The 23,070-nt window shown below is 68.5% G+C and carries 19 protein-coding genes; 10 read left to right on the top strand and 9 right to left on the bottom strand.

Annotated elements, in window-relative coordinates; all coding sequences use genetic code 11:
- Window positions 1–309: 309 nt before the first annotated feature.
- The 6 genes from secA to HUW62_RS32340 all read left to right on the top strand — a co-directional run bounded on the left by secA (window position 310) and on the right by HUW62_RS32340 (window position 7,898).
- Entirely contained in the window at window positions 310–3,153 is a 2,844-nt protein-coding gene (gene secA, locus HUW62_RS32315) for a preprotein translocase subunit SecA (RefSeq protein ID WP_176436591.1), read from the top strand.
- Between the two features lie 437 nt (window positions 3,154–3,590).
- Window positions 3,591–4,535, top strand: coding sequence for a 30S ribosomal protein S2 (gene rpsB / locus HUW62_RS32320; RefSeq protein WP_176436597.1), 945 nt, complete (start codon window positions 3,591–3,593; stop codon window positions 4,533–4,535).
- Window positions 4,536–4,693: 158 nt separating this feature from the next.
- Window positions 4,694–5,347, top strand: coding sequence for a translation elongation factor Ts (gene tsf / locus HUW62_RS32325; protein ID WP_163861392.1), 654 nt, complete (start codon window positions 4,694–4,696; stop codon window positions 5,345–5,347).
- 205 nt (window positions 5,348–5,552) lie between these two features.
- On the top strand, window positions 5,553–6,305 hold the full coding sequence (pyrH, locus tag HUW62_RS32330; protein ID WP_163861395.1) for a UMP kinase: 753 nt from the start codon (window positions 5,553–5,555) through the stop codon (window positions 6,303–6,305).
- A gap of 43 nt (window positions 6,306–6,348) precedes the next feature.
- Complete coding sequence (gene frr / locus HUW62_RS32335; RefSeq protein WP_163861398.1) at window positions 6,349–6,906, top strand: ribosome recycling factor; 558 nt, start codon at window positions 6,349–6,351, stop codon at window positions 6,904–6,906.
- A complete protein-coding gene (locus HUW62_RS32340; RefSeq protein ID WP_176436592.1) occupies window positions 6,906–7,898 on the top strand; it encodes a diguanylate cyclase in 993 nt (330 codons plus the stop codon). The genes frr and HUW62_RS32340 overlap by 1 nt, the downstream gene beginning before the upstream one ends.
- Here the strand turns inward: HUW62_RS32340 and cyaY are convergent.
- Both cyaY and HUW62_RS32350 read right to left on the bottom strand, forming a co-directional pair.
- Window positions 7,886–8,218, bottom strand: coding sequence for an iron donor protein CyaY (gene cyaY / locus HUW62_RS32345; protein WP_176436593.1), 333 nt, complete (start codon window positions 8,216–8,218; stop codon window positions 7,886–7,888). The two genes, HUW62_RS32340 and cyaY, sit on opposite strands and share 13 nt — an antisense overlap.
- A 13-nt stretch (window positions 8,219–8,231) precedes the next feature.
- Entirely contained in the window at window positions 8,232–8,729 is a 498-nt protein-coding gene (locus HUW62_RS32350) for a histidine phosphatase family protein (protein WP_163861406.1), read from the bottom strand.
- A 192-nt stretch (window positions 8,730–8,921) separates the two neighbouring features.
- On the opposite strand from HUW62_RS32350, the gene HUW62_RS32355 reads away from it, so the two are divergent.
- Complete coding sequence (locus HUW62_RS32355; protein ID WP_163861409.1) at window positions 8,922–9,593, top strand: hypothetical protein; 672 nt, start codon at window positions 8,922–8,924, stop codon at window positions 9,591–9,593.
- 21 nt (window positions 9,594–9,614) lie between these two features.
- Here the strand turns inward: HUW62_RS32355 and HUW62_RS32360 are convergent, their stop codons facing one another.
- The 4 genes from HUW62_RS32360 to HUW62_RS32375 form a co-directional block, all read right to left on the bottom strand.
- Window positions 9,615–13,394, bottom strand: coding sequence for an FAD-dependent oxidoreductase (locus tag HUW62_RS32360; RefSeq protein ID WP_163861412.1), 3,780 nt, complete (start codon window positions 13,392–13,394; stop codon window positions 9,615–9,617).
- Window positions 13,395–13,798: 404 nt separating this feature from the next.
- Window positions 13,799–14,629 carry a glycosyltransferase gene (locus HUW62_RS32365; protein ID WP_176436594.1) on the bottom strand — a complete coding sequence of 277 codons (831 nt, stop codon included), beginning with the start codon at window positions 14,627–14,629 and terminating at the stop codon, window positions 13,799–13,801.
- Between the two features lie 150 nt (window positions 14,630–14,779).
- Window positions 14,780–15,607, bottom strand: coding sequence for a hypothetical protein (locus HUW62_RS49130; RefSeq protein WP_255203768.1), 828 nt, complete (start codon window positions 15,605–15,607; stop codon window positions 14,780–14,782).
- On the bottom strand, window positions 15,604–17,838 hold the full coding sequence (locus HUW62_RS32375) for a glycosyltransferase family 4 protein (RefSeq protein WP_176436595.1): 2,235 nt from the start codon (window positions 17,836–17,838) through the stop codon (window positions 15,604–15,606). Before HUW62_RS32375 ends, HUW62_RS49130 begins: the two co-directional genes overlap by 4 nt.
- Before the next feature lie 29 nt (window positions 17,839–17,867).
- On the opposite strand from HUW62_RS32375, the gene HUW62_RS32380 reads away from it, so the two are divergent.
- From HUW62_RS32380 to HUW62_RS32390, 3 genes are read left to right on the top strand one after another with little or no spacing between them, the layout of a single operon-like run.
- Window positions 17,868–18,971 carry a glycosyltransferase family 1 protein gene (locus tag HUW62_RS32380; protein ID WP_163861421.1) on the top strand — a complete coding sequence of 368 codons (1,104 nt, stop codon included), beginning with the start codon at window positions 17,868–17,870 and terminating at the stop codon, window positions 18,969–18,971.
- A 55-nt stretch (window positions 18,972–19,026) separates the two neighbouring features.
- A complete protein-coding gene (locus HUW62_RS32385; RefSeq protein ID WP_176436596.1) occupies window positions 19,027–19,551 on the top strand; it encodes a hypothetical protein in 525 nt (174 codons plus the stop codon).
- A 25-nt stretch (window positions 19,552–19,576) separates the two neighbouring features.
- Complete coding sequence (locus HUW62_RS32390) at window positions 19,577–20,302, top strand: hypothetical protein (protein ID WP_163861427.1); 726 nt, start codon at window positions 19,577–19,579, stop codon at window positions 20,300–20,302.
- Here HUW62_RS32390 and HUW62_RS32395 read toward each other — a convergent pair.
- From HUW62_RS32395 to gmd, 3 genes are all read right to left on the bottom strand, one after another.
- Window positions 20,253–20,813: an NADAR family protein gene (locus HUW62_RS32395; protein WP_163861429.1), complete on the bottom strand. Its 561-nt coding sequence runs from the start codon at window positions 20,811–20,813 to the stop codon at window positions 20,253–20,255. The genes HUW62_RS32390 and HUW62_RS32395 overlap by 50 nt on opposite strands.
- A gap of 130 nt (window positions 20,814–20,943) precedes the next feature.
- Window positions 20,944–21,882, bottom strand: coding sequence for a GDP-mannose 4,6-dehydratase (locus HUW62_RS32400; RefSeq protein WP_163861432.1), 939 nt, complete (start codon window positions 21,880–21,882; stop codon window positions 20,944–20,946).
- On the bottom strand, window positions 21,883–22,857 hold the full coding sequence (gene gmd, locus HUW62_RS32405) for a GDP-mannose 4,6-dehydratase (RefSeq protein WP_163861435.1): 975 nt from the start codon (window positions 22,855–22,857) through the stop codon (window positions 21,883–21,885).
- Window positions 22,858–23,070: the final 213 nt, after the last annotated feature.

A 23,070-nucleotide genomic window follows, 5' to 3' on the forward strand; every position in this document is an offset into this window, starting at 1 on the left:
GTGCGTGCAGGGGCCGCCTTGCCCTGGGTGGGAGCGGACTTGCGGTGGGGGGGCGGCGCCGGGCGGTCAGGGCGACGAGGGGACTTCGAGGGGGCGCCCCGGGCAGGCCGGCGGCGGGGATTTCGCGGAGGGGACATTGCGTGGGCTCCTTTCCGCTTTACTCTGAACCGATGCGCGCTGGGCAACCGGCCGAGAGGAAGTTTCAAGAGGCGCGCGTGGTTTCCCACCAAGCCTCCCTTACATCTCCAGGGATTTCCCTTCACTCGCCGCCGTCCTTCGAGGATTCTCCGGCCGCGAGAGAGTCAACGAATGATCGAATGGACGCTGAAGAAGCTCATCGGGACCAAGAATGAGCGCGAGCTCAAGAAGGCCCGCGAGAAGGTCATCCGCATCAACGAGCTGGAGAGCCGGATGCGGGCCCTCAAGGACGAGGACTTTCCTGCCGAGACGGCTCGGCTGAAGCAGGAGATTCAGAACGGGAGGCCGCTCGACAGCATGCTCTTCGAGGCCTTCGCGCTCATCCGTGAAGGCGCGCGCCGCGAAATCGGCCAGCGTCACTATGACGTCCAGCTCATCGGCGGCATGTTCCTGCACGAGGGGTGCATCGCGGAGATGCGCACTGGTGAAGGCAAGACGCTGACGGCCACCTTGCCCTGCTACCTCAACGCCCTGTCCGGGCGCGGGGTGCACGTGGTGACGGTGAACGACTACCTCGCCCGCCGCGACGCGGAGTGGATGGGGCGCGTCTACAAGTTCATGGGCATGACGACGGGCTGCGTGCTCCACGAGCTGTCGGACAAGCAGCGCCAGGAAGCGTACCGCTCGGACATCACCTACGGGCAGAACAACGAGTTCGGCTTCGACTACCTGCGCGACAACATGAAGTTCCGCTTGCAGGACTACGTCCAGCGCGAGCTGAACTACGCCATCGTCGACGAAGTGGACTCCATCCTCATCGACGAGGCCCGCACCCCGCTCATCATCTCCGGTCCCACCGAGGACAGCACGGACAAGTACTACCGGGTGGACCAGGTCATCCCCGGCCTCGTCCCGGACCAGGACTTCACCCTGGATGAGAAGCACCGCTCGGTGTCCCTGACGGATGACGGAATCGAAAAGCTGCAGAAGCGGCTGAGCGTGTCCAACCTCTACGACCCGGGCGAAATCGAGACGCTCCACCACGTCGAGCAGGGCCTGCGCGCGCACACGCTCTACAAGCGCGACAAGGACTACGTGGTGAAGGACGGCGAGGTCGTCATCGTCGACGAGTTCACCGGCCGCCAGATGCCGGGCCGCCGCTGGTCCGACGGCCTCCACCAGGCCATCGAGGCCAAGGAGGGCGTGAAGATCGAGAACGAGAACCAGACGCTGGCGACCATCTCGTTCCAGAACTACTTCCGCATGTACACCAAGCTGTCCGGCATGACGGGCACCGCGGACACGGAGGCGGAGGAGTTCGCGAAGATCTACAACCTGGACGTCCGCGTCATCCCGACCAACCGCACCAACGTCCGCAAGGACCAGCAGGACGTGGTCTACAAGACGGAGCGCGAGAAGTTCGAGGCGGTGGCCGCGCAGATTGAAGAGCTGCACAAGAACGGGCAGCCGGTGCTGGTGGGCACGGTGTCCATCGCCAAGAGCGAGGTGGTCGCCAACTTCCTGAAGAAGCGTGGCGTCCCCCACAACGTCCTCAACGCCAAGCAGCACCAGCGCGAGGCGGACATCGTCGCGCAGGCGGGCCGCAAGGGCGCCGTCACCATCTCCACCAACATGGCCGGCCGTGGAACGGACATCCTCCTGGGCGGCAACGCGGAGGTGCTCGCCAAGGCCTCCGTGGGCCCCGCGCCGGAGGCTCCCGAGCCCCTGCCGCCCCCGGCGGATGGCGCCGCGCCGCAGGTGGACCCGATGGTGGCCTACCAGGAGGCGCTGGCCGACTGGGAGCAGCGGCTCGTCGCCGCGCAGGCCCGGCTGGAGACGGAGACGAAGCAGGAGCGCGAGGAGGTGATGAAGGCCGGCGGCCTGTTCATCATCGGCACCGAGCGCCACGAGTCGCGCCGCGTGGACAACCAGCTGCGTGGCCGCGCCGGTCGCCAGGGTGACCCGGGCGCCAGCCGGTTCTTCCTCTCGCTCGAGGATGACCTGATGCGCATCTTCGGCTCGGAGCGCATCCAGGGACTCATGGAGCGGCTGGGCATGGAGGAGGGCGAGGTCATCGAGCACATCTGGCTGTCCCGAGCGATTGAAGGGGCCCAGAAGCGCGTCGAGGGACACAACTTCGACATCCGCAAGAACCTGCTCGAGTACGACGACGTGATGAACCAGCAGCGGCGCACCATCTACAAGCTGCGGCGTCAGGTGCTGGCCGCGGGCGCGGGCGTGCCCCTGGTGGAGTTCACCGAGGACCCGAAGACGCGCGTGAAGAGCCGCTCCGAGCGGATGGTGAGCTGGGCGGACTTCAAGGAGATGGTCCTGGACGCGCTGGAGGACGTCATCGTCTCCACCGTCGACACGTACGCGCCCACCAAGGGCTCGGACGGGTGGGACCTGGATGCCCTCTCGAAGAACGTGAAGGAGACGTTCGACCTGGAGATGGGCTTCGAGGGCGTGGGCAACCGCGACGAGCTCCAGGACCACATCTTCAAGGCGGCGGAGAAGGTCTTCCGCACCCGCGACGAGGAGTTCGGCGAGAACTTCCTGCGCTTCCTCCAGTACAACTACCTGGCGACCATCGACCGGCTCTGGAAGGAGCACCTGCTGGGCATGGACCACCTGCGCCAGGGCATCGGCCTGCGTGGCTACGGCCAGAAGGACCCGAAGCAGGAGTACAAGCGCGAGGGCTACCAGGGCTTCATCCAGACCCTGTCCGCCATCAAGGCGCAGTTCGTCTCGCAGCTCATGCGCGTGCAGCCCCGCTCCGCCACCAGCGCGGAGGAAGAGGCCGTCCGCATCCAGCGCCAGCTGGCCCAGCAGCAGCGCAAGGCGGTGGAAGGCCGTGGCACGGCGGAGGGCAAGCTGGACGAGGCCTCCGTGGCCGCGGCGGCCCGTCCTCCGGCCGCCCAGCAGGGCCCCCGCGTGGGCCGCAATGACCCCTGCCCCTGCGGCAGCGGTCGCAAGTACAAGAAGTGCCACGGCGCGGCGGAAGCCAGCGTCTAAGCAGGCCCTTCTCGGGGATGTCAGGAGCAGGGCGCCGGCGCGGCGCCGCCCGGGGTTGTCGGGCGGCGGGCCGCGCCGGTCCTCTTTCCAGCATCCGGTCCTGCCCTGTGGGGCCCTGGAAAGGGTGCCAGGAGGGCAGGAGGGCGGGCACGAGCCTTCTTCCCGCCACGGCGGTGAAGCGAAGCTTGCGCCGCCGGGAAGGGTTCTGTTAAGGACCCCCCGCCTCGTAGCCTGAGGTCGGGGGTGTCAACCCCGAGTCGTACCCACTTCACACACGCCCGTGCCGGTCGCCGGTGCTCTCGTGAGTGGAGGACTTCCTCCGAAAGGAGGGTCCTCGCTCCCGGAAGTCACGGCCGGAGCAACACCCGGGTGTGGCGGAACAACCGGAGAAACACATGTCGATCGACACGCAGGAAACGCAGACGCAGCAGCAGGCCATGGCCGCCGCCGGCGGCATCACGATGCGGCAGCTCCTGGAGGCCGGCGTCCACTTCGGCCACCAGACGAAGCGCTGGAACCCGAAGATGAAGCCCTACATCTTCGGTGCCCGCAACGGCATCTACATCATCGACCTGCAGAAGACGGTCTCCATGGCCCGTTCGGCGTTCCGCTTCGTGGCGGACGTGACGGCCCGTGGCGGCACGGTGCTGTTCGTCGGCACCAAGAAGCAGGCGCAGGACGTCATCCGCGAGGAGGCCGCTCGCGCCGGTCAGTACTTCGTCACCAGCCGCTGGCTGGGTGGCACGCTGACCAACTTCAAGACCATCAAGCAGGGCATCGACCGGCTGAAGACGCTGGAGAAGATGGCCGAGGACGGGACGTTCGACCGTCTGCCCAAGAAGGAAGTCGCCTCGCTGGAGCGCGAGCGCGAGAAGCTGGAGAAGAACCTGGGCGGCGTGAAGGAGATGTCGAAGCTGCCCCGCTGCGTCTTCATCATCGACCCGAAGAAGGAGCACATCGCCATCCACGAGGCGACCCGCCTGGGCATCCCCGTGATTGGCCTGGTGGACACGAACTGCGATCCCGACGGCATCGACTTCGTGATTCCCGGCAACGACGACGCCATCCGCTCCATCAAGCTCTTCACGTCGAAGATCGCCGAGGCCTGCATCGAGGGCGCCGCCCGTTACCGCGCGTCTGGCGCGGCGGAGCGCGACGAGCAGGAGGAGCGCGAGGGTCGTGATGACCGCCGCGACCGCGACGACCGCCGTGGCCCGCGCCGCGACAACCGGGATCGCCGGGGTGGCGACCGCGGTGGTGACCGTGGCGGCGGCGAGCGCCGTGGCCCCCTCGTGGAGATGAAGGGCGCCCCGGTCGTGGCCGAGCAGCCCGCCGCGGTCGAGCAGCCCGCGGCCGAGGGTGGCGAGGCGGCGAAGGAGTAGTCGCCTCCCGCTGTACCTCAGTCTTCGTGGCGGCCGGGTGGCGCATCAGAATGCCTGCGACCCGGCCGTCCTTGTTTTCGCCGTAGCCGTATCCCCTTGAACCCGGATGCTCCGCCCGGCGCCTGGCGCCCTCGTGACGGTGGAGACAGGAGCCGAACATGGCCGAAATCACGGCCCAGATGGTGAAGGACCTGCGCGAGCGGACCAGCGCGCCCATGATGGATTGCAAGAAGGCGCTCACCGAGACTGGTGGCGACTTCGCCAAGGCCGAGGAGTGGCTGCGCAAGAAGGGCATCTCCAAGGCGGCGGGCAAGGAAGGTCGCGTCGCGGCCGAGGGCCTCGTCGGCACGTACGTCCACGGCGGCCGTATCGGCGTGCTGGTGGAGGTCAACTGCGAGACGGACTTCGTCGCTCGCAACCCTGACTTCCAGGAGCTGGTGAAGGAAGTGGCGATGCAGATCGCCGCGGCCAGCCCCAAGTTCGTCCGTCGCGAGGAAGTCCCCACGGACAACATGGACAAGGAGCGCGAGATTCAGCGCGAGCTGCTCAAGCAGCAGGGCAAGCCCGAGGCGATGCTGGACAAGATCCTCGTCGGGAAGATGGAGAAGTTCTACGAGCAGGTCTGCCTCGTGGACCAGTTCTGGGTGAAGGACGACAAGAAGAAGTTCGGTGACATGCTCACCGAGCGCGCCGCGAAGATTGGCGAGAAGGTCTCCGTGCGCCGCTTCGTCCGGTTCGAGGTGGGTGAGGGCATCGAGAAGAAGAAGGATGACCTCGCCGCCGAAGTCGCCAAGACGCTGGGCCAGGGCTGACCTCACGGCCCTCCCGGGCCATGAAGGGCTTGCCGTCGGGCCCTGAGGGCCGCGCGCTCCGTTCCCCTCACCGGGGCGGAGGACGCGGCCCTCGCCTTTTGCGGGCCCTGGGGCTCCTCCAGGCGATTGGCATCTGACGGTGTGAGCGGGAGTGTCCGACTCGGGCGTTGATATGGCGGCAGGCGGGGGATAGAAGCGGACGCGCATGTCCTCCGACACGACCCAACCGCTCCGCTTCAAGCGCATCCTCCTCAAGCTCTCGGGCGAGGCCCTGATGGGAGAAGGGAAGTACGGCATCCACCCACCCACGCTCAGTGGCATCGCCGACGAGGTCATCAAACTGGCGGCGGCCGGGGTGGAGGTGGCCCTCGTCATTGGCGGAGGCAACATCTTCCGCGGCGTGGCGGGCGCGACGGAGGGGATGGACCGGGCCAGCGCCGACTACATGGGCATGCTGGCCACGTGCATCAACTCCATGGCGATGCAGGACGCGCTGGAGAAGAAGGGCATGCACACGCGCGTGCTGTCCGCCATCAAGATGGAGCAGATCGCCGAGCCCTACATCCGCCGGCGCGCGGTGCGCCACCTGGAGAAGGGGCGGGTGGTGATTTTCGCTGCGGGCACGGGCAATCCGTACTTCACGACGGACACGGCCGCGTCGCTGCGCGCCATGGAAATCAACGCCCAGGTCATCCTCAAGGCGACGAAGGTGGACGGCATCTACAACGCGGATCCGAAGAAGGACCCGACGGCGCGCCGCTACCGCACGCTGACGTACATGGACGTGTTGAAGCAGAACCTCAACGTGATGGACTCCACGGCCATCTCGCTGTGCATGGACAACAAGCTGCCCATCATCGTCTTCGACCTCACCGTGCCGGGAAACATCCAGCGCGCGGTGCTGGGGGGCGGAGAGATTGGTACCGTCGTGGGCGGCAACGAGACGGTCTGGGCCTGACCCCTCGTATTCATCCCGACTCGTGTTCAAGGAGAGCTCGCATATGAGCGGTGACATCGTCGTCGAATTGAAGGGCCGTATCGACAAGTCCCTCGAGGACCTCAAGCGGGAGCTGACCAAGGTGCGCACCGGGCGCGCCAGCACCGCCATCCTCGACAACATCCGCGTGGACTACTACGGCACGCCCACCCCGCTGTCCGGCGTGGCCAGCGTCAGCGCCCCGGAGCCCCGGCTCATCATCATCAAACCGTGGGAGAAGACGGTCCTGAAGGAGATCGAGAAGGCCCTGCGCGAGGCCAACCTCGGCATCAACCCGATGAACGACGGGGAGATGATTCGCCTGCCCTTCCCGCCGCTCACCGAGGAGCGCCGCAAGGACATCGCCAAGCAGGTGAAGACGAAGGGTGAGGACCACAAGGTCGCCATCCGCAACATCCGCCGCGACGCCAACGAGGCGCTCAAGGTGCAGTTGAAGGACAAGAAAATCACCGAGGACGACCACAAGCGCATCTCCGAGAAGGTCCAGAAGGAGACCGACGGCGGCGTGGCCCAGGTGGATGACATCATCAAGAAGAAGGAGAAGGAGGTCATGGAGGTCTGATGGCCTTCGTGCTCCTCGCCGAGCCCGCCGCTCCGGTGGCGGGTGTCTTGCGCCGGTTCCTCGAGGGAGCCGGCCACGAAGTGAGTTGGGTGGCCAGCGCGGACGAGGCTCAACGCGCCTCGCGAGAGCGGCCGCCCTCGGTGGTCCTGGCCTCGGGGCTGGGGCCGCTGGATGGAGAGGCGCTGTGCCGGAGCCTGCGTGCCCAGGGGCACCAGATTCCGGTGCTGCTGGTGTACCCGCCGGACGAGGAGCAGGCCGACGAGCGCGCCGCCCAGGCGGGTGCGGACGGCAGCCTGGTGGGTCCCCTCAAGCGCGTCACCGTGCTGACGTGCGTCTCGCTCCTGATGCAGCGCGAGGACGCTAGGCGCGCCGTTGTGGCGCCTTCCGCGCCGTCTCCAGCCACGACGCCGGTGGTGGAACCCGAGGCCCGACGCGCCACTCGTCCGGAGCCGGCCGCGTCCGCGGGCGGCACGTCGGCGGACTTCGAGTTCCTCAAGCGGCTGATGCTGATGGAGGTGAAGCGCAGCCGGCGCTACCGCTATCCCATCGCCCTGCTGATGGTGGAGGTGGACCGCTTCACGGAGCGGGCCGCGGCGCTGTCACCCACGGCGAGGCGCGGAGCGCTGGCGGAGACGCTGGGCCTGCTGGTGGAGGGCGTGCGCGACATCGACGTGGCCGTGCCCTTCGCGGACAGCCGCTTCGTCGTCTTCCTTCCGCACACGCCTCGTTCGGGTGCGCGGGTGGTGGCGGAGCGCCTGCGGGAGAAGCTGAAGGCCGTGCAGGGCCTGCCTCCTGGCACCGCGTCCGTGGGTGTGGCCGTGTCCGAGCCTCCGGCTGGCAACAAGAGCGCGCCACCGGGTGCCCCGGGACAGCAGGTCAGTTTCGGCGGGCTGCTGAAGGACGCGGGAGACGCACTGCGACGCGCGCAGGCGGCCGGTGGTGACTGGGTGGAGGTGGCCAGCGATGCCGCCAGCCGGACTCAGGACGGGTAGATGAAGTCCACGTCGCTGATGTCGTGCACGACGTCGGCGACGAAGCGGAACAGCTCCAGGCCGCGCCCCTTGTCGTCCTGCCAGGTGCCGCTGGCTTCGTCGTAGTTGAAGTGGATGCCCTGGCCTCGTCCCGCCACCCAGACCTGCTTCACGGCGCGCTGGGTGTTGACGATGCACTTCTCCCGGGAGCGGGCGGTGAGGGTGAGCATGTCACCCGTGCTCTCCGCCTCCAGGATGTCCGGGTCGATGGCGTCCGCGGCGGCAATCATCCGCTTGAAGACGCCGGCCACGAGCTGGTTGTAGCGGGCTTCGTCCATCATGGCCGTACGGGCCTCACTGGATGACTTCAAGCACCTGCTGGCCGGGGGCCGCGTAGAACAGGAACTTGAAGTGCGGCGGCGTCTCGCTCTCGATGCGCTCCAGGGCGATGACGGTGCCCGGGTTGACGGGCTTGGGGAACGACTGCATCCCCAGGAGATGAGCGGCGAGAGCGCCCATGGAAGGCTGGTGGCCGACCAGGACCAGGTTCTGGTCCGCGTGCTCGGCGAGCACCGGCTCCACAGCGCCCACCGGCATGTCCGGGAGCAGGCTGCGGTGCGCCTTCAGCAGGCCCTCGTGCTTCGTCGCGAACGACAGAATCTGCGACGTTTGCATCGTGCGAGCCACGGGGCTGGTCAGGATGAGGCCGATAGGGCCCATGCGCTCGGACAACGATGCGAAGTGTGCGGCGGTACTTGCACGCGCCTTCGCTGTGAGCGCGCGCGCCTCGTCACCGAGACCCTCGGGGATCTCAGCGTCCGCGTCGCCGTGCCTAACCAGGAAAATCCTCAAAGCCCCTCCACCGGTACGACAGGACCGCGGTTCGTACACGACCGCAGCCGGGTTGGTCAAAGGTAATGCGGCGATTGTTCAGTGGCCGCAACAACCTCCGCATGGCAGACAGGAGTTGGCCGCCCTCCGCCGCATGCGTCCGCGCAGCATACAGCGGGGACTGACGTGCCGTGTCTCTCAGGAGGAGTCTGGATGCGCAAGGCGCTGTGGGTCCTGGCCGGGCTGTTGGCCTTCTCGGGCTGTAAGAAGGATGGGGCCACGGGTAGCGATGCACCCGGGGTGGTGGATGGCGGTGGCGTCGCCGGCCTGGAGGCCGAGGAGGCGAGCGGCGCGGGTCCCTATGTGGTGACGCCCGAGAAGCTGACGGCCTACGTGGACTACCAGCGGCGGATGCTGGAGGTGTACGGCTCCCAGGTGAAGGGACTCCAGGGATTGGGCGCGCTGGTGGATGCGGGCACGCCGGAGGCCATGGCGGAGGTGCGCGCGGGCCTCAAGGTGGTGGAGGCCAAGGCCAAGGCGGAGTCGGAGGCGCGCGCGCAGGCGGGGCTGAGCGTGAGCGACGTCAACGGGCTGGCCGAAGTGGTGACGGCCGTCGTCAGCCAGCGGCAGCTCGGGCGCACGCTCCAGTACGAGGAGGAGCTTCGGAAGCTGGAGGAACTCCAGGAGAAGCTGCCGCCCGAACAGCGCCAGGAGCTGGCGGCGCAGGTGGCCTCCATGCGCCAGCAGGTGGAGTCGTTCCAGAAGCTGACGGACGTGCGGCGCGAGTACGGCGACGCCAACGTGGACGTGGTCCTCACGCGCGAGGACGAGCTGATGAAGAACTACCAGGAGATGCTGCGAGTCTTCACCGGCACGCGCCGGTGAAGACCCGGGAAGGCCACGGCCTCAGACGCGCTTGAGGTGCGGGGCCTTCTTGAGCAGCTGCGCCAAGTAGAGGTCGGCGACCTTCTCCATCACCGTGTTGCCGCGCAGGCGCTGGTTCAGGTTGACGAAGTCCACCTGGTCCAACCGCTGGTCCTGGTTGTAGCAGGAGAACACCCACGTCTCCTTGCCGGTGCGCGGGTCCACGTGCCGCTGGAGGCACTGGGCGCAGATCTCCTTCATCATGCACTGCATCGGCGAGTTGATGGAGCCGATGGCCTCGTGCTCGGGCTTCAGGTACGGCTGGAGCACCGTGTGCCGGGCCTCGGCCACCGCGCGCATCATCCGGTCCGAGCCGATGGCGATGATGCGGTCCACTTCCGACAGCGGGATGAGGCCGGGCGTGGCGAGCTTGCCCTCGGCGTAGGCCACCATGGCCTGCACGACGTTGCCCCGGAAGGCGGCGTCCTGCGGACGGCGCGGCTCAATCAAGTCGCCGCTGTCCACGGACCACACAATCTGGTCCGTGCCGGCCTCGATTTCGTCGTGCTTGAAGGAGTCCGACTTGAGGCGGTACGCGGCGAAGTAGACGACGCGGCAGCCGGCCGCCTTGAGCGAGCGGGCGATGGAGAAGAGCACCGCGTTGCCCAGGCCGCCACCGACGAGCACCACCGTCTCGTTGTGGCCAATCTCCGTGGGAGCGCCGGTGGGGCCCATCAACACCACGGACTCGCCCGGGGTGAGCGCGGCGCACAGGCGCGACGAGGAGCCCATCTCCAGGACGATGGTGCCCATCAGTCCCTTCTCCTTGTCCACCCACGCGCCGGTGAGGGCCAGGCCCTCCATGGTGAGGCGCATGCCGTCGACGACGGGGGCGTTCCGCTCGAAGTTCTGGAGCCGGTAGAACTGGCCGGGCTGGAAGTGGCTGGCCGCGAAGGGCGCCTTCACCACGACTTCCACAATCGTCGGCGTCAGGCGAGTGACGGACACCACGGTGGCGTTGAACGCCGCGTCCAGCTTGGCGAAGTGCGCGGCGCGCAGCTCCTCGCGGCGGGCCTGGGCGACCTCGTCGTCGAAGTCGAGCGCCGCCACCTCCTTCGCGTACAGGCGAGCGACTTCGGAGTAGCCGTCCTTCGCGCTGGCCATGGCCTTCACCACGTTGCCCGCGTACGTCGGGTGGTTGTCTCCGTAGAAGGAGATGAAGTGCCCGTCCTTCGCGTACGAGGTGAAGAAGCCCACCTTGGAGTCCAGGTCCTCGCTGGCCTCCACGGGCTCCAACGTGAAGCCCTGCTCACCGTCCACCAGGGAGTAGCCCTGGAAGTAGTCGCCGCCCTCGTCGAGCTTGAAGGTGCCCGGGTATTCGCGCTCGTACGTGACGTTGGGCGAGGTGCCGGCGGCCACACACACGGTTCGCGCGGGCAGCTCGAAGAACTGGCCGCTTCCCTTGAGCTTGCCGTCCACCGTCACCATGCGTTCGAAGCGCAGCGCTCGCACCGCGCCCGTCGCGTCCTGCAGCGCCTCCACCGGGCTCATGCGCTCGATGAAGCGGATGCCTTCCTCCAGCGCCTTGGACACCTCCTCGTGGTTGAGGCGGTAGGCGGGGGACTCGGTGAGGCCGCGGCGGTAGGCCAGGCTGACGCCGCCCCACGCACGCACCAGCTTGATGAAGTCCGGGGTGCGGCCCTCCGCCTTCGCCTGCTCGCGCTCGGCGCGCACCGCGCGGCCGTGCTCCAGGAAGGTCTGGTAGGTGGCGCGCTCCTCTGCGTCCAGCCTCGCGAGGATGGCCTCGTCACCCAGCTCCGCGGAGAGCTTCTCGTGGCGGGCGAGCGCCTTCTCCACCTGCACCGGGTAGTAGGCCATCAGCTCCGTGGCGGTGTCGACGCCGGTGAGGCCGCCGCCGATGACGATGGCGGGCAGCTGCACCTGGAGGTTCGCCAGCGAGTCCTTCTTGAAGGCGCCCGTGAGCTGGAGCGACATGAGGAAGTCGCTCGCCTTGCGGATGCCCCGGATGAGGTTGTTCTTCATCCCGATGATGGTGGGACGTCCGGCGCCCGCGGCGATGGCGATGTGGTCGAAGCCCAGCTCCCACGCGTCCTCGATGGTGAGCGTGCCACCGAAGCGCACGCCGCCGTGGATGCGGAAGCCCTCGCGCCGCGCCAGCGTCAGGTGGATGAGCGTGAGGAAGTTCTTGTCCCAGCGCACGGTGATTCCGTACTCGGACACGCCGCCGAAACCCTCCAGCACGCGCTCATCCAGCTCGTGCGTGAGCGAACGCCAGTCGCGGATGGGCTTGAGGGCGTGGCCGTTGCGGCCGGCCAGCTCGTCGGAGAACGGCTCAATCTTGAGGCCGTCCATGCCGGTGACGCCGAAGCCCTCGTTGAGCAGGTAGTGCGACAGCGTGTAGCCGGCGGGCCCCAGGCCCACCACCAGCACGTTGCGACCCACGTAGGGCAGGGCATACGGACGGCGGACGTTGAGCGGATTCCAGCGCGTGAGCAGCCCGTAGATTTCGAAGCCCCACGGCAGGTCCAACACGTCCGTCAGCGCCGCCGTCTCCGCCAGCGGGATGTTCACCGGCTCCTGCTTCTGGAAGATGCACGCCTTCATGCAGTCATTGCAGATGCGGTGGCCGGTGCCGGGGCACATCGGGTTGTCGAGCGTGATGACGGCCAGCGCCGCGAGCGAGTTGCCCTCGCGCTTGAGCAGGTGCGCCTCGGAGATGCGCTCGTCGAGCGGACAGCCCGTGAGGGGGATGCCCAGCGGGTTCTTCTTGTAGCTGTGGCCCTCGGCGACCTTGTCCTTCGCGGGGAAGCCCTTGGAGCAGGAGTCCTTCTGGCGCTCGTGGCAGAGCACGCAGTAGTCCACCTCGTTCATCACGTCGCGCGAGGTGCCTCGGCGGTCGGTGAGCTTGAAGCCGTCGCGGTGGCGGAGGTGGTGATGCAGGCCCTCGGTGGCCTCGGGCAGCTCGGCGTCCGGACGCTGGAGCTGCACCAACTGGTCGAACACCAGCGGCTTGGGGATGCGGTGGGTGGGCCAGGTGTGGAACTGGTCCTTGGTCTCCGGGTGCAGCGCGCGCGCGTACGTCCAGCGGTCCGCCAGTGACAGCAGCGCGCGGACGGCCTGGAGCTCCGCGGCGTCATCTCCCTGGGTGATGAGGCTGGAGCCGAAGGCCTCGCGACCTTCCGGCGTGGCCGTCAGCGAGGCGCGCAGCGCGGACCAGCGGGCGCGCAGGGCCTCCGCCTTCGCCTGCTCCTCCGCGGGCAGGTTGCCGGAGAACAGCCGCTCCAAATCCATGAGGCTGAGGACGGACTCGGCGAGGCCGCGCTCGAAGTCGCCCATGGAGAGCGCCTCCGGGAAGCCGAGCTGGAGCAGCAGCCGCATGCGGCCATCCAGTGAGGGGAACTCGGCCAGCGCCGGACGGTCCGGGGCGCCCTTCTTGAAAACGCGGCGGGTGATGAACTCGCGCTTGAAGTCGAAGAGGGGCAGCTCCCCCTTCAGGTGGCCCATCTGCCGCTCCAGCTCCTGGTCGACGCGGAAGAGCCGGGAGACGAAGCGCGACATGTGCCGGGCCACGCGCACCAACAGGTCCGACTCGGCCGGGCCGGTGAGGCCGGTGCCGCCGGCCTTGCGGTAGGCGTCGAAGCTCTTGAAGAGCTCGGGCTCGTCCTCGGCGAGCCGCGCGTCGAAGCTCTGGGCCAGCCGGCGCAGTCCGCGCGGGCGGTAGAGGTCTTCGAAGGTGAAGCCCGGCAGACCCAGTTGAAGGGAGGGGCCAGGGTCGGAGGGCAGGTCGGTCAGGGCGCGCATATCACTGAAGGTGTAGGAGGAACCCGGAGCAACGGCTCGCGTGCGGGGCCTATTTCGCGGTGAGCCGCCCGGAAAGCAAGCGGCCTCGCGACGCCGCGTGAAACCAGGCGATGGGAGGGAGTGACTCTGCTGGAGTTGTAACGCACGAGCCCGACGCCAGCCTCCCCGTTCGCCTTGTCCTTTGGGGCAGGAGCTCCCTCCCAGGGTACGACGGCACACCGCGCCATGTGTTGCGGTGCCCGCACAGGGGCGCGGCTGTGCGCCAGCCACTTCGGATTTCCGCTGGGAGCGTGCGCCGAGGGACTTCGGGCGCCCTGCTGGTCGCTCGTCGTGCAGGGGAGGGGCCTGCCACCGCGTCGGAGGAGACCCGCCAGGTGGCGGGCCGGTCCATGGCGATGCCGCTGTTACCGGGTATCGATTCCCGGGAGGGCGGCGGGCAATGTCGCGCTCTGCTCGGGGGCGGGCAGAGAGACGCCCTCCAGGCGGCGGCGGAGCTTGAAGAGCCCCCAGAACATGCGGGCCGCGTCCAGGCCGGGGACGACCTTGGAGCCGCCGAAGTCCTCCCAGTCGATGGGGACCTCGAGGCAGCGGGCGCCCTGTCGCTTGAGCAGCGCGAGCAGCTCCACGTCGAGCAGCCAGCGCTCCTCGCGCAGCACATCGAGCAGCGGGCGCAGCACGGAGGCTCGGACGAGCTTCACGCCGCATTGCGTGTCGTAGAAGCGCAGGCCGAAGTGGAAGTCGGTCAGGGTGGCGAAGATTCGGCCCTGCAGATGTCGGTGGAGATTCCGCACCACGCGGCGGCCGGCCATGAGGATGCGCGAGCCGGCCAGCACCTCGACACCCTGCGCCTCGGGGGAGTCGGTCATTCGAACAAGCCGGAACAGCTCCTCCGCGTTGATGGCGCCGTCCGCGTCCAGGAACGCGAGCCAGGTGGCCCCGGGGGAAGCATGACGCCAGCCAAGGCGGATGGCTGAGCCCTTGCCGCCGTTGCGAGGCGCCGCGACGTACGTGAATCGGTGGGGCGATTTCGCGGCGGAGAGCCGGGCCTGGGCTTCATCGACGCTGGCGCGCTGAAGGGTGGAGTGCTCGAGCGCGCTGCCATCATCCGCGATGATGAACTCCACCCGGGGCGTCGGCTGGAGCAGGGCGACACGGGAGAGCGACTCCACGAAGCGAGGTAGACGCTGCCCCTCGTTGTAGGCGGGGATGACGACGCTGATGGAGGGGACTTCCACGCGCCGGGTTTGAACACGGAGGGAAAGGGGCGTCAATGCGAGCGCACCACCCGCTCCGCGCCTCTGGGCGGGAGGGGGATGTGGTGTGCTTTCCCGATGCACTCCTCCGAGCGGCGAGGCCTGGCGGCACGAGGGGCGAGGGTGCCTGCGCTACCGCCGCTTCGGCCGGCGCGGCTTGGGAGCGTTGGGCTTGCGGGCGGGCTTCCCGGAAGGAGGCGAGGGCTTCTTCTTCGCAGGGGGCCCAGCGGAAGCAGTGGGAGGCTGCGTCTGCCGGAGCACGGACTCGGTCTTGTGGGTCCGGGGCTTGGGGAGGACCGCCGCCGCCTCGGTCGAGGCCTCGTCCTGCATCGCGCCACGCCCCGTATGTTCCCGAGTGGCGGGGGCCGCCTTCGCTCGCGATTGCTCCGACGGGGTACGAGCAGGACCGGCCGAGTGCTCGGACCGCCGAGATGGCGCCGCGTGCTGTGCCGCGTGCTGCTGCTCCTTCGTCGCCTGCGAAGAAGGAGCGCGTGTGGGGCGTGCCGCCGCTGATGTCTCAGACGCCCGTGGCTGCGTCGTGCTCGATATCTCCGCCGTCCCGGGCGTGGCCTGTCTGGCGCGCAGTTGCTCCACCTCGCGGCGCAGGCGGACGACCTCGGCGGAGAGCTGGGCGTACGAATCGCGCACGTGTCCGTTGAAGATGCGCTGACGACCCAGGGTCTCGTTGATGAACACCTGGCACGACTTGCGGAAGGCCCACTTCGCCACCACCACGAGCTGACCCGCGCCTCCACGGTGCGTCTGCAGCGGCAGCGCGCGCGTGGCGTCGGCGTTCTCCTCCAGCGCGTGCAGGTTGAACGTCAGCGGCTCCACCCGAGGCTCGACGCCCTCGGAGGGCACCTCCACCGCTTCGGAAGTGGGCAGCCCCCGCGTTCGCAGGCGCTCCTCGATGCGGGCCAGCAGCTCCCGCGCCGGAATGTCGCGTCCCAGCAGCTTCATCGATGCTTCTCCTCGAGGATGCGTTGCAGCTCGTCCTGGTAGGCGGCCACCACCTGCGGCCACCCTTGTTTCTTCACATACGCCAGGCCCCTGGCGCCGAGCGCCTTTCGAGCCTCGCCCACTTCGCGCAGCCCCTGGATGAACGAGTCCAGGTCCGTATACGCGCGTCCCGCGCCACTGCGCGCCACCTGCCCCACCAGCACATCGGAGCGCCCGTTCACCAGCACCGGTGTGCCCTGTGCGAAGGCCTCCAACGTGAGCAGCGAGAGGCTCTCGTAGCGAGAGGGCACCACCACCGCCAGGGCTCCGGCCAGCGCGTCGTGCTTGTCCTGCTCGGGGATGCGTCCCAGGTAGCGCACGCCGTCGCCTTCCAGCGACATGTGCGCGTCACCCGCGAGCACCAGGTCCGGCGCATCCGCGTACCGCTGCTTCAAGGCCTGATGGAACTGGAGCAACTCCGGCACGCCCTTGCCCGGCTCCTGTCGTCCCACGTAGAGCAGGTAGTCGCGATGCACGCCGTGCTTCTGGCGGAAGCGAGTCCCGTCGGCGGCCGGACGCTCAACGCCCACCCCCACCACGCGCGTCCGCGCATGGCCCGGGAAGTACTTCTCGATGATGGTCAGCTCCTCCGGCGTCAGGCAGAGCAGCGCGCGGGGAAGCTCGAAGACATCGCGGTACGCATCGAAGCGGATGGGCGCCTCGTCGTGCGTCGTCGGCACGAGCAGCGAGCGGTCCGCCACCAGCGGCATGCCCCACACCGTGGGCGCATAGAGGTACGTGAAGAACAGGTAGCCGTCATACGTGTTCCGCGTGTCGGCCAGATGCCGCAGCAGCCCCGGCGCCAGCGGGCCCTGCTCGGCCACCCATTGCTCCTCGCGCAGCCGCTCGTTGCTCTTGTCGAAGAGCTTTCGCGACAGCCCGTTGAAGCCCCGGATGTCGCGCACCCGCGTCACGGGGAAGCGCAGCACGTCCACGCCGCGAACCTGGTCCTGTCCCTCCGGGAAGTCATTCTCCCAGGACAGGTGGTTTCTCGCGCACGTGGTCAGCACTGTGATGTCCCAGTGCGGCGTGAGGCGCTCTGCCACCTGCGCGGCCAGCATCTCCGCGCCTCCCGTCACCTCGCCATAGCGCTGCACCACCACCGCGACGCGAGGCCGCTTCGGTGGCGCGCGACGGGGGCGCGGCGCGGGGAGGAAGGGCTTCAGTGCTTGTGACAGCGCTCCCTGCACGGACGCGGAGGAGAAGTGCTCCAGCCTGCGCCGCTGACCGGCGAGGACGGGCTCGCGAAGCGACAGGTCCTCGCTCAGGTCCACCGCCAGCTCCGCGAGGAACGCGAAGCGCTTCTGGTCGAACGCGATTCCCGCGCCGCCCAACGTCTCCGGCACCGCCGCGGCGCCATACGCCAGCACGGGCACGTCCGACGCCATCGCCTCGATGAGCGGAACACCGAAGCCCTCGTGCTCGCTCATCGACACGAACACGGACGCGGAGCGGTACGCGGCCACCAGCTCCGCGTGGCTCAACCGGCCCAGGAAGCTCACACCGCTCAGGCCCTTCGTCTCGCGCTTGAGCGACCGGAAGTAGCGACTGCCCGGCTCGTACCCGCCCACCATCAACAGACGTGCCTGGGGACGCAGCCGCAGCACCTCGCGGTGCAGGGCGATGAGGTCCTCGAAGCGCTTGTGCGGCATCACCCGGCTGACGCCGAGCAGCACGGGGCCCGGGCCCGACAGCTTGCGCAGCAGCTTCGCGTCCGCGCGGTCGGGGCCGAAGCGCTCCGGTTCGATGAGCAGCGGCACCGTGTGGACGTTGCGGTAGCCCGCGACGCGCAGCTCGGCGGCGTTGTAGTCCGACACGCCGATGGCCACGTCCACGAAGGGCGCCATCGCGGCGAGCTGCGCGCGCCCGGCCACCAGCGCGTTCTCCAACGACAGGCCCGAGTAGAAGCGCGCGGGGCTGATGTTGTGGAACACGAGGCCGCGGCGACACTGCAGGTGCATCAGCCGGCTGCTCAGCGGCGAGGCGATGCCGTGGTGGTAGAGCACCAGGTCGCCCGGCTCCGGCTTCAGCGTCGACGCGGGGCTGGCCAATCCCTCCAGGCCCGCGCCCACCTCATCGGCATACAGGCCACCCCACACACCCAACCGGCGCAGGAGGAGCTGCAGATGCAACGCGGCCTGCCCGGTGGCGTCTCCGGGCACGAAGCTCGCTATCAACTGGTGAATCGCCATGCGCGCCCTGCCTATCACAGGGGCGTGGTATGAGGCGCTCCGTGTCCACCGGCCCCATCGCTTTCGACGCGACGCTCTGGGATGAGCCCACCACCGGAATCGGCCTCTACACCCGCTGTCTCGCGGGCGCGCTGGAAGCCAAGGGTGTGCGGTTGGAGAAGCTGGGCGCGCGGGGCTCGGGCGACCATCCGAGGGGCGACAGTGGCCGCACCGCCTGGACGCTCGCCCGGCTTCCTCGGGTGCTGGAGCGCTCGCGGCCCGCGCTGTACCACGCGCTCGGAAACTTCAATCTGCCCCTGACGCGGATACCCGGCACGGCGTATGTGCTCACGGTGTTGGACCTGATTCCGCTCATCATGCCGGACACCGTCTCGGCGAAGTTCCGCTGGCAGTTCCGGCTGTGGTTGTCGCGCAGCCTGATGCTGGCCGACCGGGTGGTGTGCATCAGCGAGCGCACTCGGAATGACTTGCTGGAGCGCTTCCCTGAAGTGGAGTCGCGCGCCGTGGTGGTGCCCATCGGCGTGGACCATGTCCATGCGCCCGTGCTCGACGCGACGAGCGTGGACTTCCTGCGCGCGCTCGCGCTGCCCAAGGACTTCGTCCTCTACGCGGGCTCGCTCGACGTGCGCAAGAACGTGGACCTGGTGCTGGACGCGATGGAGCGTCTGAAGGCCCAGGGGCGTCCGGCTTCGCTCGTGCTCGCGGGGCAGAGCTGGTTCGGCTCGGGCCGCGTGGAGTCGCGCATCTCCAGGCTGCGCGCGGAGGGGCTCGACATCCGTCCGCTGGGCTACCAGGCGGAGCCGGTGTTCTACGAGCTGATGCGGCGCGCGTCCCTGTTCGTCTTCCCCTCGCGCTACGAGGGCTTCGGCCTGCCTCCGCTGGAGGCGATGCGCCTGGGCACGCCGGCCATCGTCTCGACAGCGGGCTCGCTCCCGGAGGTCTGCGGCAGCGCGGCCCTGGCGGTGAGTCCGGACGACGCGGAGGGGCTCGCGGAGGCCATCCATCGGCTGCTGCGCTCACCGACGGAACGCAGCGCCCTGGCGGAGAAGGGCAAGGCCCGGGCCGCGGAGTTCACCTGGGAACGGACGGCGGAAGGAACGCTGGCGGTGTACGAGGCCGCGCTCCGACGCTGAGCGCGGGAGCGAAGTGGGCGGTTCCTCGCGGTCGAATCGAAAGTGGAGGATGACGATGCGAAAGCTCATGTGGAGTGGCCTCGTGCTGAGCGGTCTCCTGGTCGGGTGCGCGAACGCTCCCGGGAAGCAGAACCCTGGAGAGCCTCAGGTGGAGCAGGACGCAGCGGCCTCTCCCAGCGCGGAGGCTCCGTCGCCCGGTGAAGCGGTGAAGCCCGCCGATGCGCTGCCCCTTCAAGTCGCGGCCAATCCCCAGCCCCAGGACCCCATCAACATCGAGGGGGCGAAGGTCACCGGCGACATCCTGACGCTCAACGTCTCGCATGGCGGCGGTTGCGCCGAGCACACGTACACGCTGGCCTGGGACGGCACGTTCCAGAAGAACGCCAGCGCGGCTCCGGTGGCGAACCTGGTGATGATTCACAACGCCAATGGGGACCGCTGCAAGGCCATGAAGTTCGCCGAACTCCGGTATGACTTGAGCCCCATCTCCAAGACGTGGGCCGCGCAGGCCAGCAAGGGTTCCGGCACGGTGGAGCTGGCCCTGCCTGGACTGTCCGCGCCCGTGAGCTACTCGTTCTGAACCTCGTGGTGGACCTGGACGCGACATGAAGCTCTCGGAGGCCCTGGCCGTACTGGAGCAGCGCTTCAGCGGCTTGGAGGAAGGTGCCACTCGGCTCGTCGAGGCGGAGGAGGACCGCTTCGCCTTGCGGCCGAGCGCGGTGTGGCTCGAGTACCGCTGGTACGTGCGCGCGGGCGGAATGGCGGAGGTGTTCCTCAAGTCGGAGCGCGTCCGTCCGGAGGCCCGCTTCCAGGCGGAGGCCACGGTGCTGCGGGTGCACCTGCTCGGTGCTTCCTCGGAGCTGTCGGAGCGCTCGGAGAAGTTGCTCGTGGGCGGTCGTCCCGCGCCGGAGCGGCTCATGGGTCTGTTCGGTGACGATGGTGTGCGCCGCGAGGTGGTCGCCTTCGGCCGCACGAGCGTCACCGTGGAGCACTGGGACGCGCCCGGCCCGCGCCCCCTGTTGGCCGAGGCGCGCTTCCAGGCCCTCGCGGAGCGACTGGCGGACCCGGCCTCGACGCCGGAGGAGCGCCACGAGGCGGTGCAGCGTCTCGCCGACGAGCGCAGTCCTCGCGTGGTGGAGGTGCTGCTGGAGCTGCTCTCGCGTCAGTCCTCGCTGATGGCGCTGCGCGTGTTGTCCGAGTGGGGCGAGGAACGCTCAAGAGCGCCGCTGCTGCGCGCCCTGGAGGCGGTGCGCCCCGACAACCCCGCGGACCTGTGGACGCTCACTGCCCTGGTGCGACGTCTGGATGCGTGGACACACGTGAAGCGCTGACGGAGGCCACCGTGAATCCCTCCGCGATGAGGTCCTCACGCAGGCGCGTCAGCACCTTGCCCAGGAGATTGAGCCCCCTCCACTTGGATGGGTCCTGGATGAGGGGGTTGTCCATGCTCAACCCCACGCCCCAGATGCGGTCCAGGGGACTGGCTTCCACCAGCTCCGTGCCCGCGGTGGCCAACAACGCCTCCAGCAGCGACGCGTTCTGGGTGAACTTCGCGCGATTGCCCTCGTAGACGATGCGCTCGCGCTCACGCTCCCAGGTGGCGCCATCGAAGCCGCGCACCTTGCGACCCAGCGCCTTCTGCGCCTTGGGCGCCGACGTCTTCAGGATGCTGGCGAGCACCTCCGCGTCACCGAAGACGCGCGCCTTGCCCGCCATCATGTACTGCTCCGTGCAGCCGTAGGCGACTCCGTCCACCACGAAGGCGGAGCGGTGCCACTGCGAGAAGGGCGACTCTTCCTTCCAGAAAAAGGTGAACCTGCCCTGTCGCTGAGTGCCAGCCATCACGAGCCTCCTGGTTGGTGTTGATTGTACACCAACGCCTGGGGCTCGATGCCCTGACAAGCGCCGTCCAGTCGGGCAACCGCTGGACGGGAGGCGCCCCAAGTGAGGCACCTCCCGTGCGGTACGGGCCTCAGCCCTGGGCGCGGATGGCGCCCGGAACCTTGGGGCCGAGCACGTCGCGCAGCGCGTCCGTCACCGTCAGCTTCGGCGTCCAGCCCAGCGCGCGCAGCTTGTCGGGGGCGCCGATGAGGCTGGGGATATCGGAGGGACGCAGGCGCGCGGGGTCCAGCTCGATGCGAGCATTCACTCCCGCGAGCGTCAGCATCTCCTCCAGCAGGCTGCGGATGGTGCGTCCCTCGCCGCTGCAGATGTTGTACGCCTGCCCGGGCTCGCCCTTCACCAGCAGCAGCCGGTACGCCTCCACCACGTCACGCACGTGGGAGAAGTCGCGCACCGCGTCCAGGTTGCCCGTGCGCAACACCGGGTCCACCGTGCCCAGGCCAATCGCCCGAATCTGCGAGGCGAAGGAGGGCACGACGAACGTCGGATCCTGTCCCGCGCCCAGGTGGTTGAAGGGCCGCGCCATCATGACTTCCAGCCCGTAGCTGCGGTGGAACTGCACACCCGCCAGCTCCGCCGCCGACTTGGAGGCCGCGTAGGGACTCAGCGGCACCGCGCCGGTGTCCTCGGTGGCGCGCGTGCCCTCGGGCACCGGGCCGTACACCTCGCCCGAGCCCACGAGGACGACGCGCGTCTTCGGCGCGTTCTCCCGCAGCGCCGTCAACAGGTGCACCACCCCCATGGTGTTCACCGCGAACACGCGCGAGGGGTTGTGGTGGCTCTTGGCGACCGAGCTGAAGCCCGCGAGGTGGATGACGCCGTCCGGCTTCGCCTCGGCCACGGCGGCCTTCACCGCGGCCTCGTTGGCGACGTCGAAGTGAAGGGCGCTGCTGCTGACGCCCTCTCCGCGTGGCCCGTGCGCTTCAACCACCTCGTCACCGGCGGCGCGCAGAAGCGCGCACAGATGCCTGCCGACGAACCCATCCGCTCCCGTGACGAGAACCCGCATCTACCGCTGCCCCGCCTTCACGCGCTCCAGGTCCGCGTCCACCATCATCTCCACCAGTTGCTTGAAGCGGACCTTCGGCTCCCAGCCCAGCTTCGCCTTCGCCTTGGCCGGGTCGCCGATGAGCAGGTCCACCTCGGCGGGGCGCACGAAGGCCGGGTCGATGTGGACGAACTTCTGGTAGTCCAGCCCCACGCGGCCGAAGGCAATCTCCACCAGTTCGCGCACCGTGTGCGTCTCGTTGGTGGCCACCACGTAGTCCTCGGCCTGGTCCTGCTGGAGCATCAGCCACATGGCCTCCACGTAGTCGCCCGCGAAGCCCCAGTCGCGCTTGGCGTCCAGGTTGCCCATGGGCAGCTTGTCCTGGAGGCCCAGCTTGATGCGTGCCACGTTGTAGGTGACCTTGCGCGTGACGAACTCGAGGCCACGGCGTGGAGACTCGTGGTTGAAGAGGATGCCGCTCACCGCGAACAGGCCGAAGGACTCACGGTAGTTCACGGTGATGTGGTGGCCGTAGGCCTTGGCCACGCCGTACGGGCTGCGCGGATAGAAGGGCGTGTCCTCCGTCTGGGGGACCTCCAGCACCTTGCCGAACATCTCGCTGGACGACGCCTGGTAGAAGCGCGCCTGGGGCCGCGTGTGGCGGACGGCCTCCAGCATCTTCGTCACGCCCAGCGCGGTGAACTCACCGGTGAGCACCGGCTGGTTCCAACTGGTGGGGACGAAGGACTGGGCCGCGAGGTTGTAGACCTCGTCCGGCTTGACGAGATTGAGCAACGCCGCAATCGAGAACTGGTCCAGCAAGTCGCCCTGGTGGAGCTGAATCTTGCCGTGCAGGTGCTGGATGCGCTCGAACTTCTCTTCTGACGAGCGGCGCACCATGCCGTGCACCTCGTAGCCCTTCGACAGAAGAAGCTCCGCGAGATAGCTGCCGTCCTGCCCCGTGATGCCAGTAATGAGTGCGCGCTTGGTCGCCATGGTCTTTTCGCTGTTGGCTGGAGGACGCACTTTGTACCTGACGCGGTTGCCCGGAGCCAACCGTTCCCGATGGCTTCGTACTTGAAAGGCACACCCCTCGTGCGAAGTTACGCAGGACCCACCTTGCCTGGAGCGCCCTGGCCATGCGTCACCCTCTCTTCTTCGCCCTGGCGGCTGTCGTCGCGGGCTCCGTTGCCTCGGCCCAACCCACCC

The sequence above is a fragment of the Myxococcus sp. AM011 genome (assembly GCF_013372595.1).
GTDB classification, from domain to species: domain Bacteria; phylum Myxococcota; class Myxococcia; order Myxococcales; family Myxococcaceae; genus Myxococcus; species Myxococcus eversor.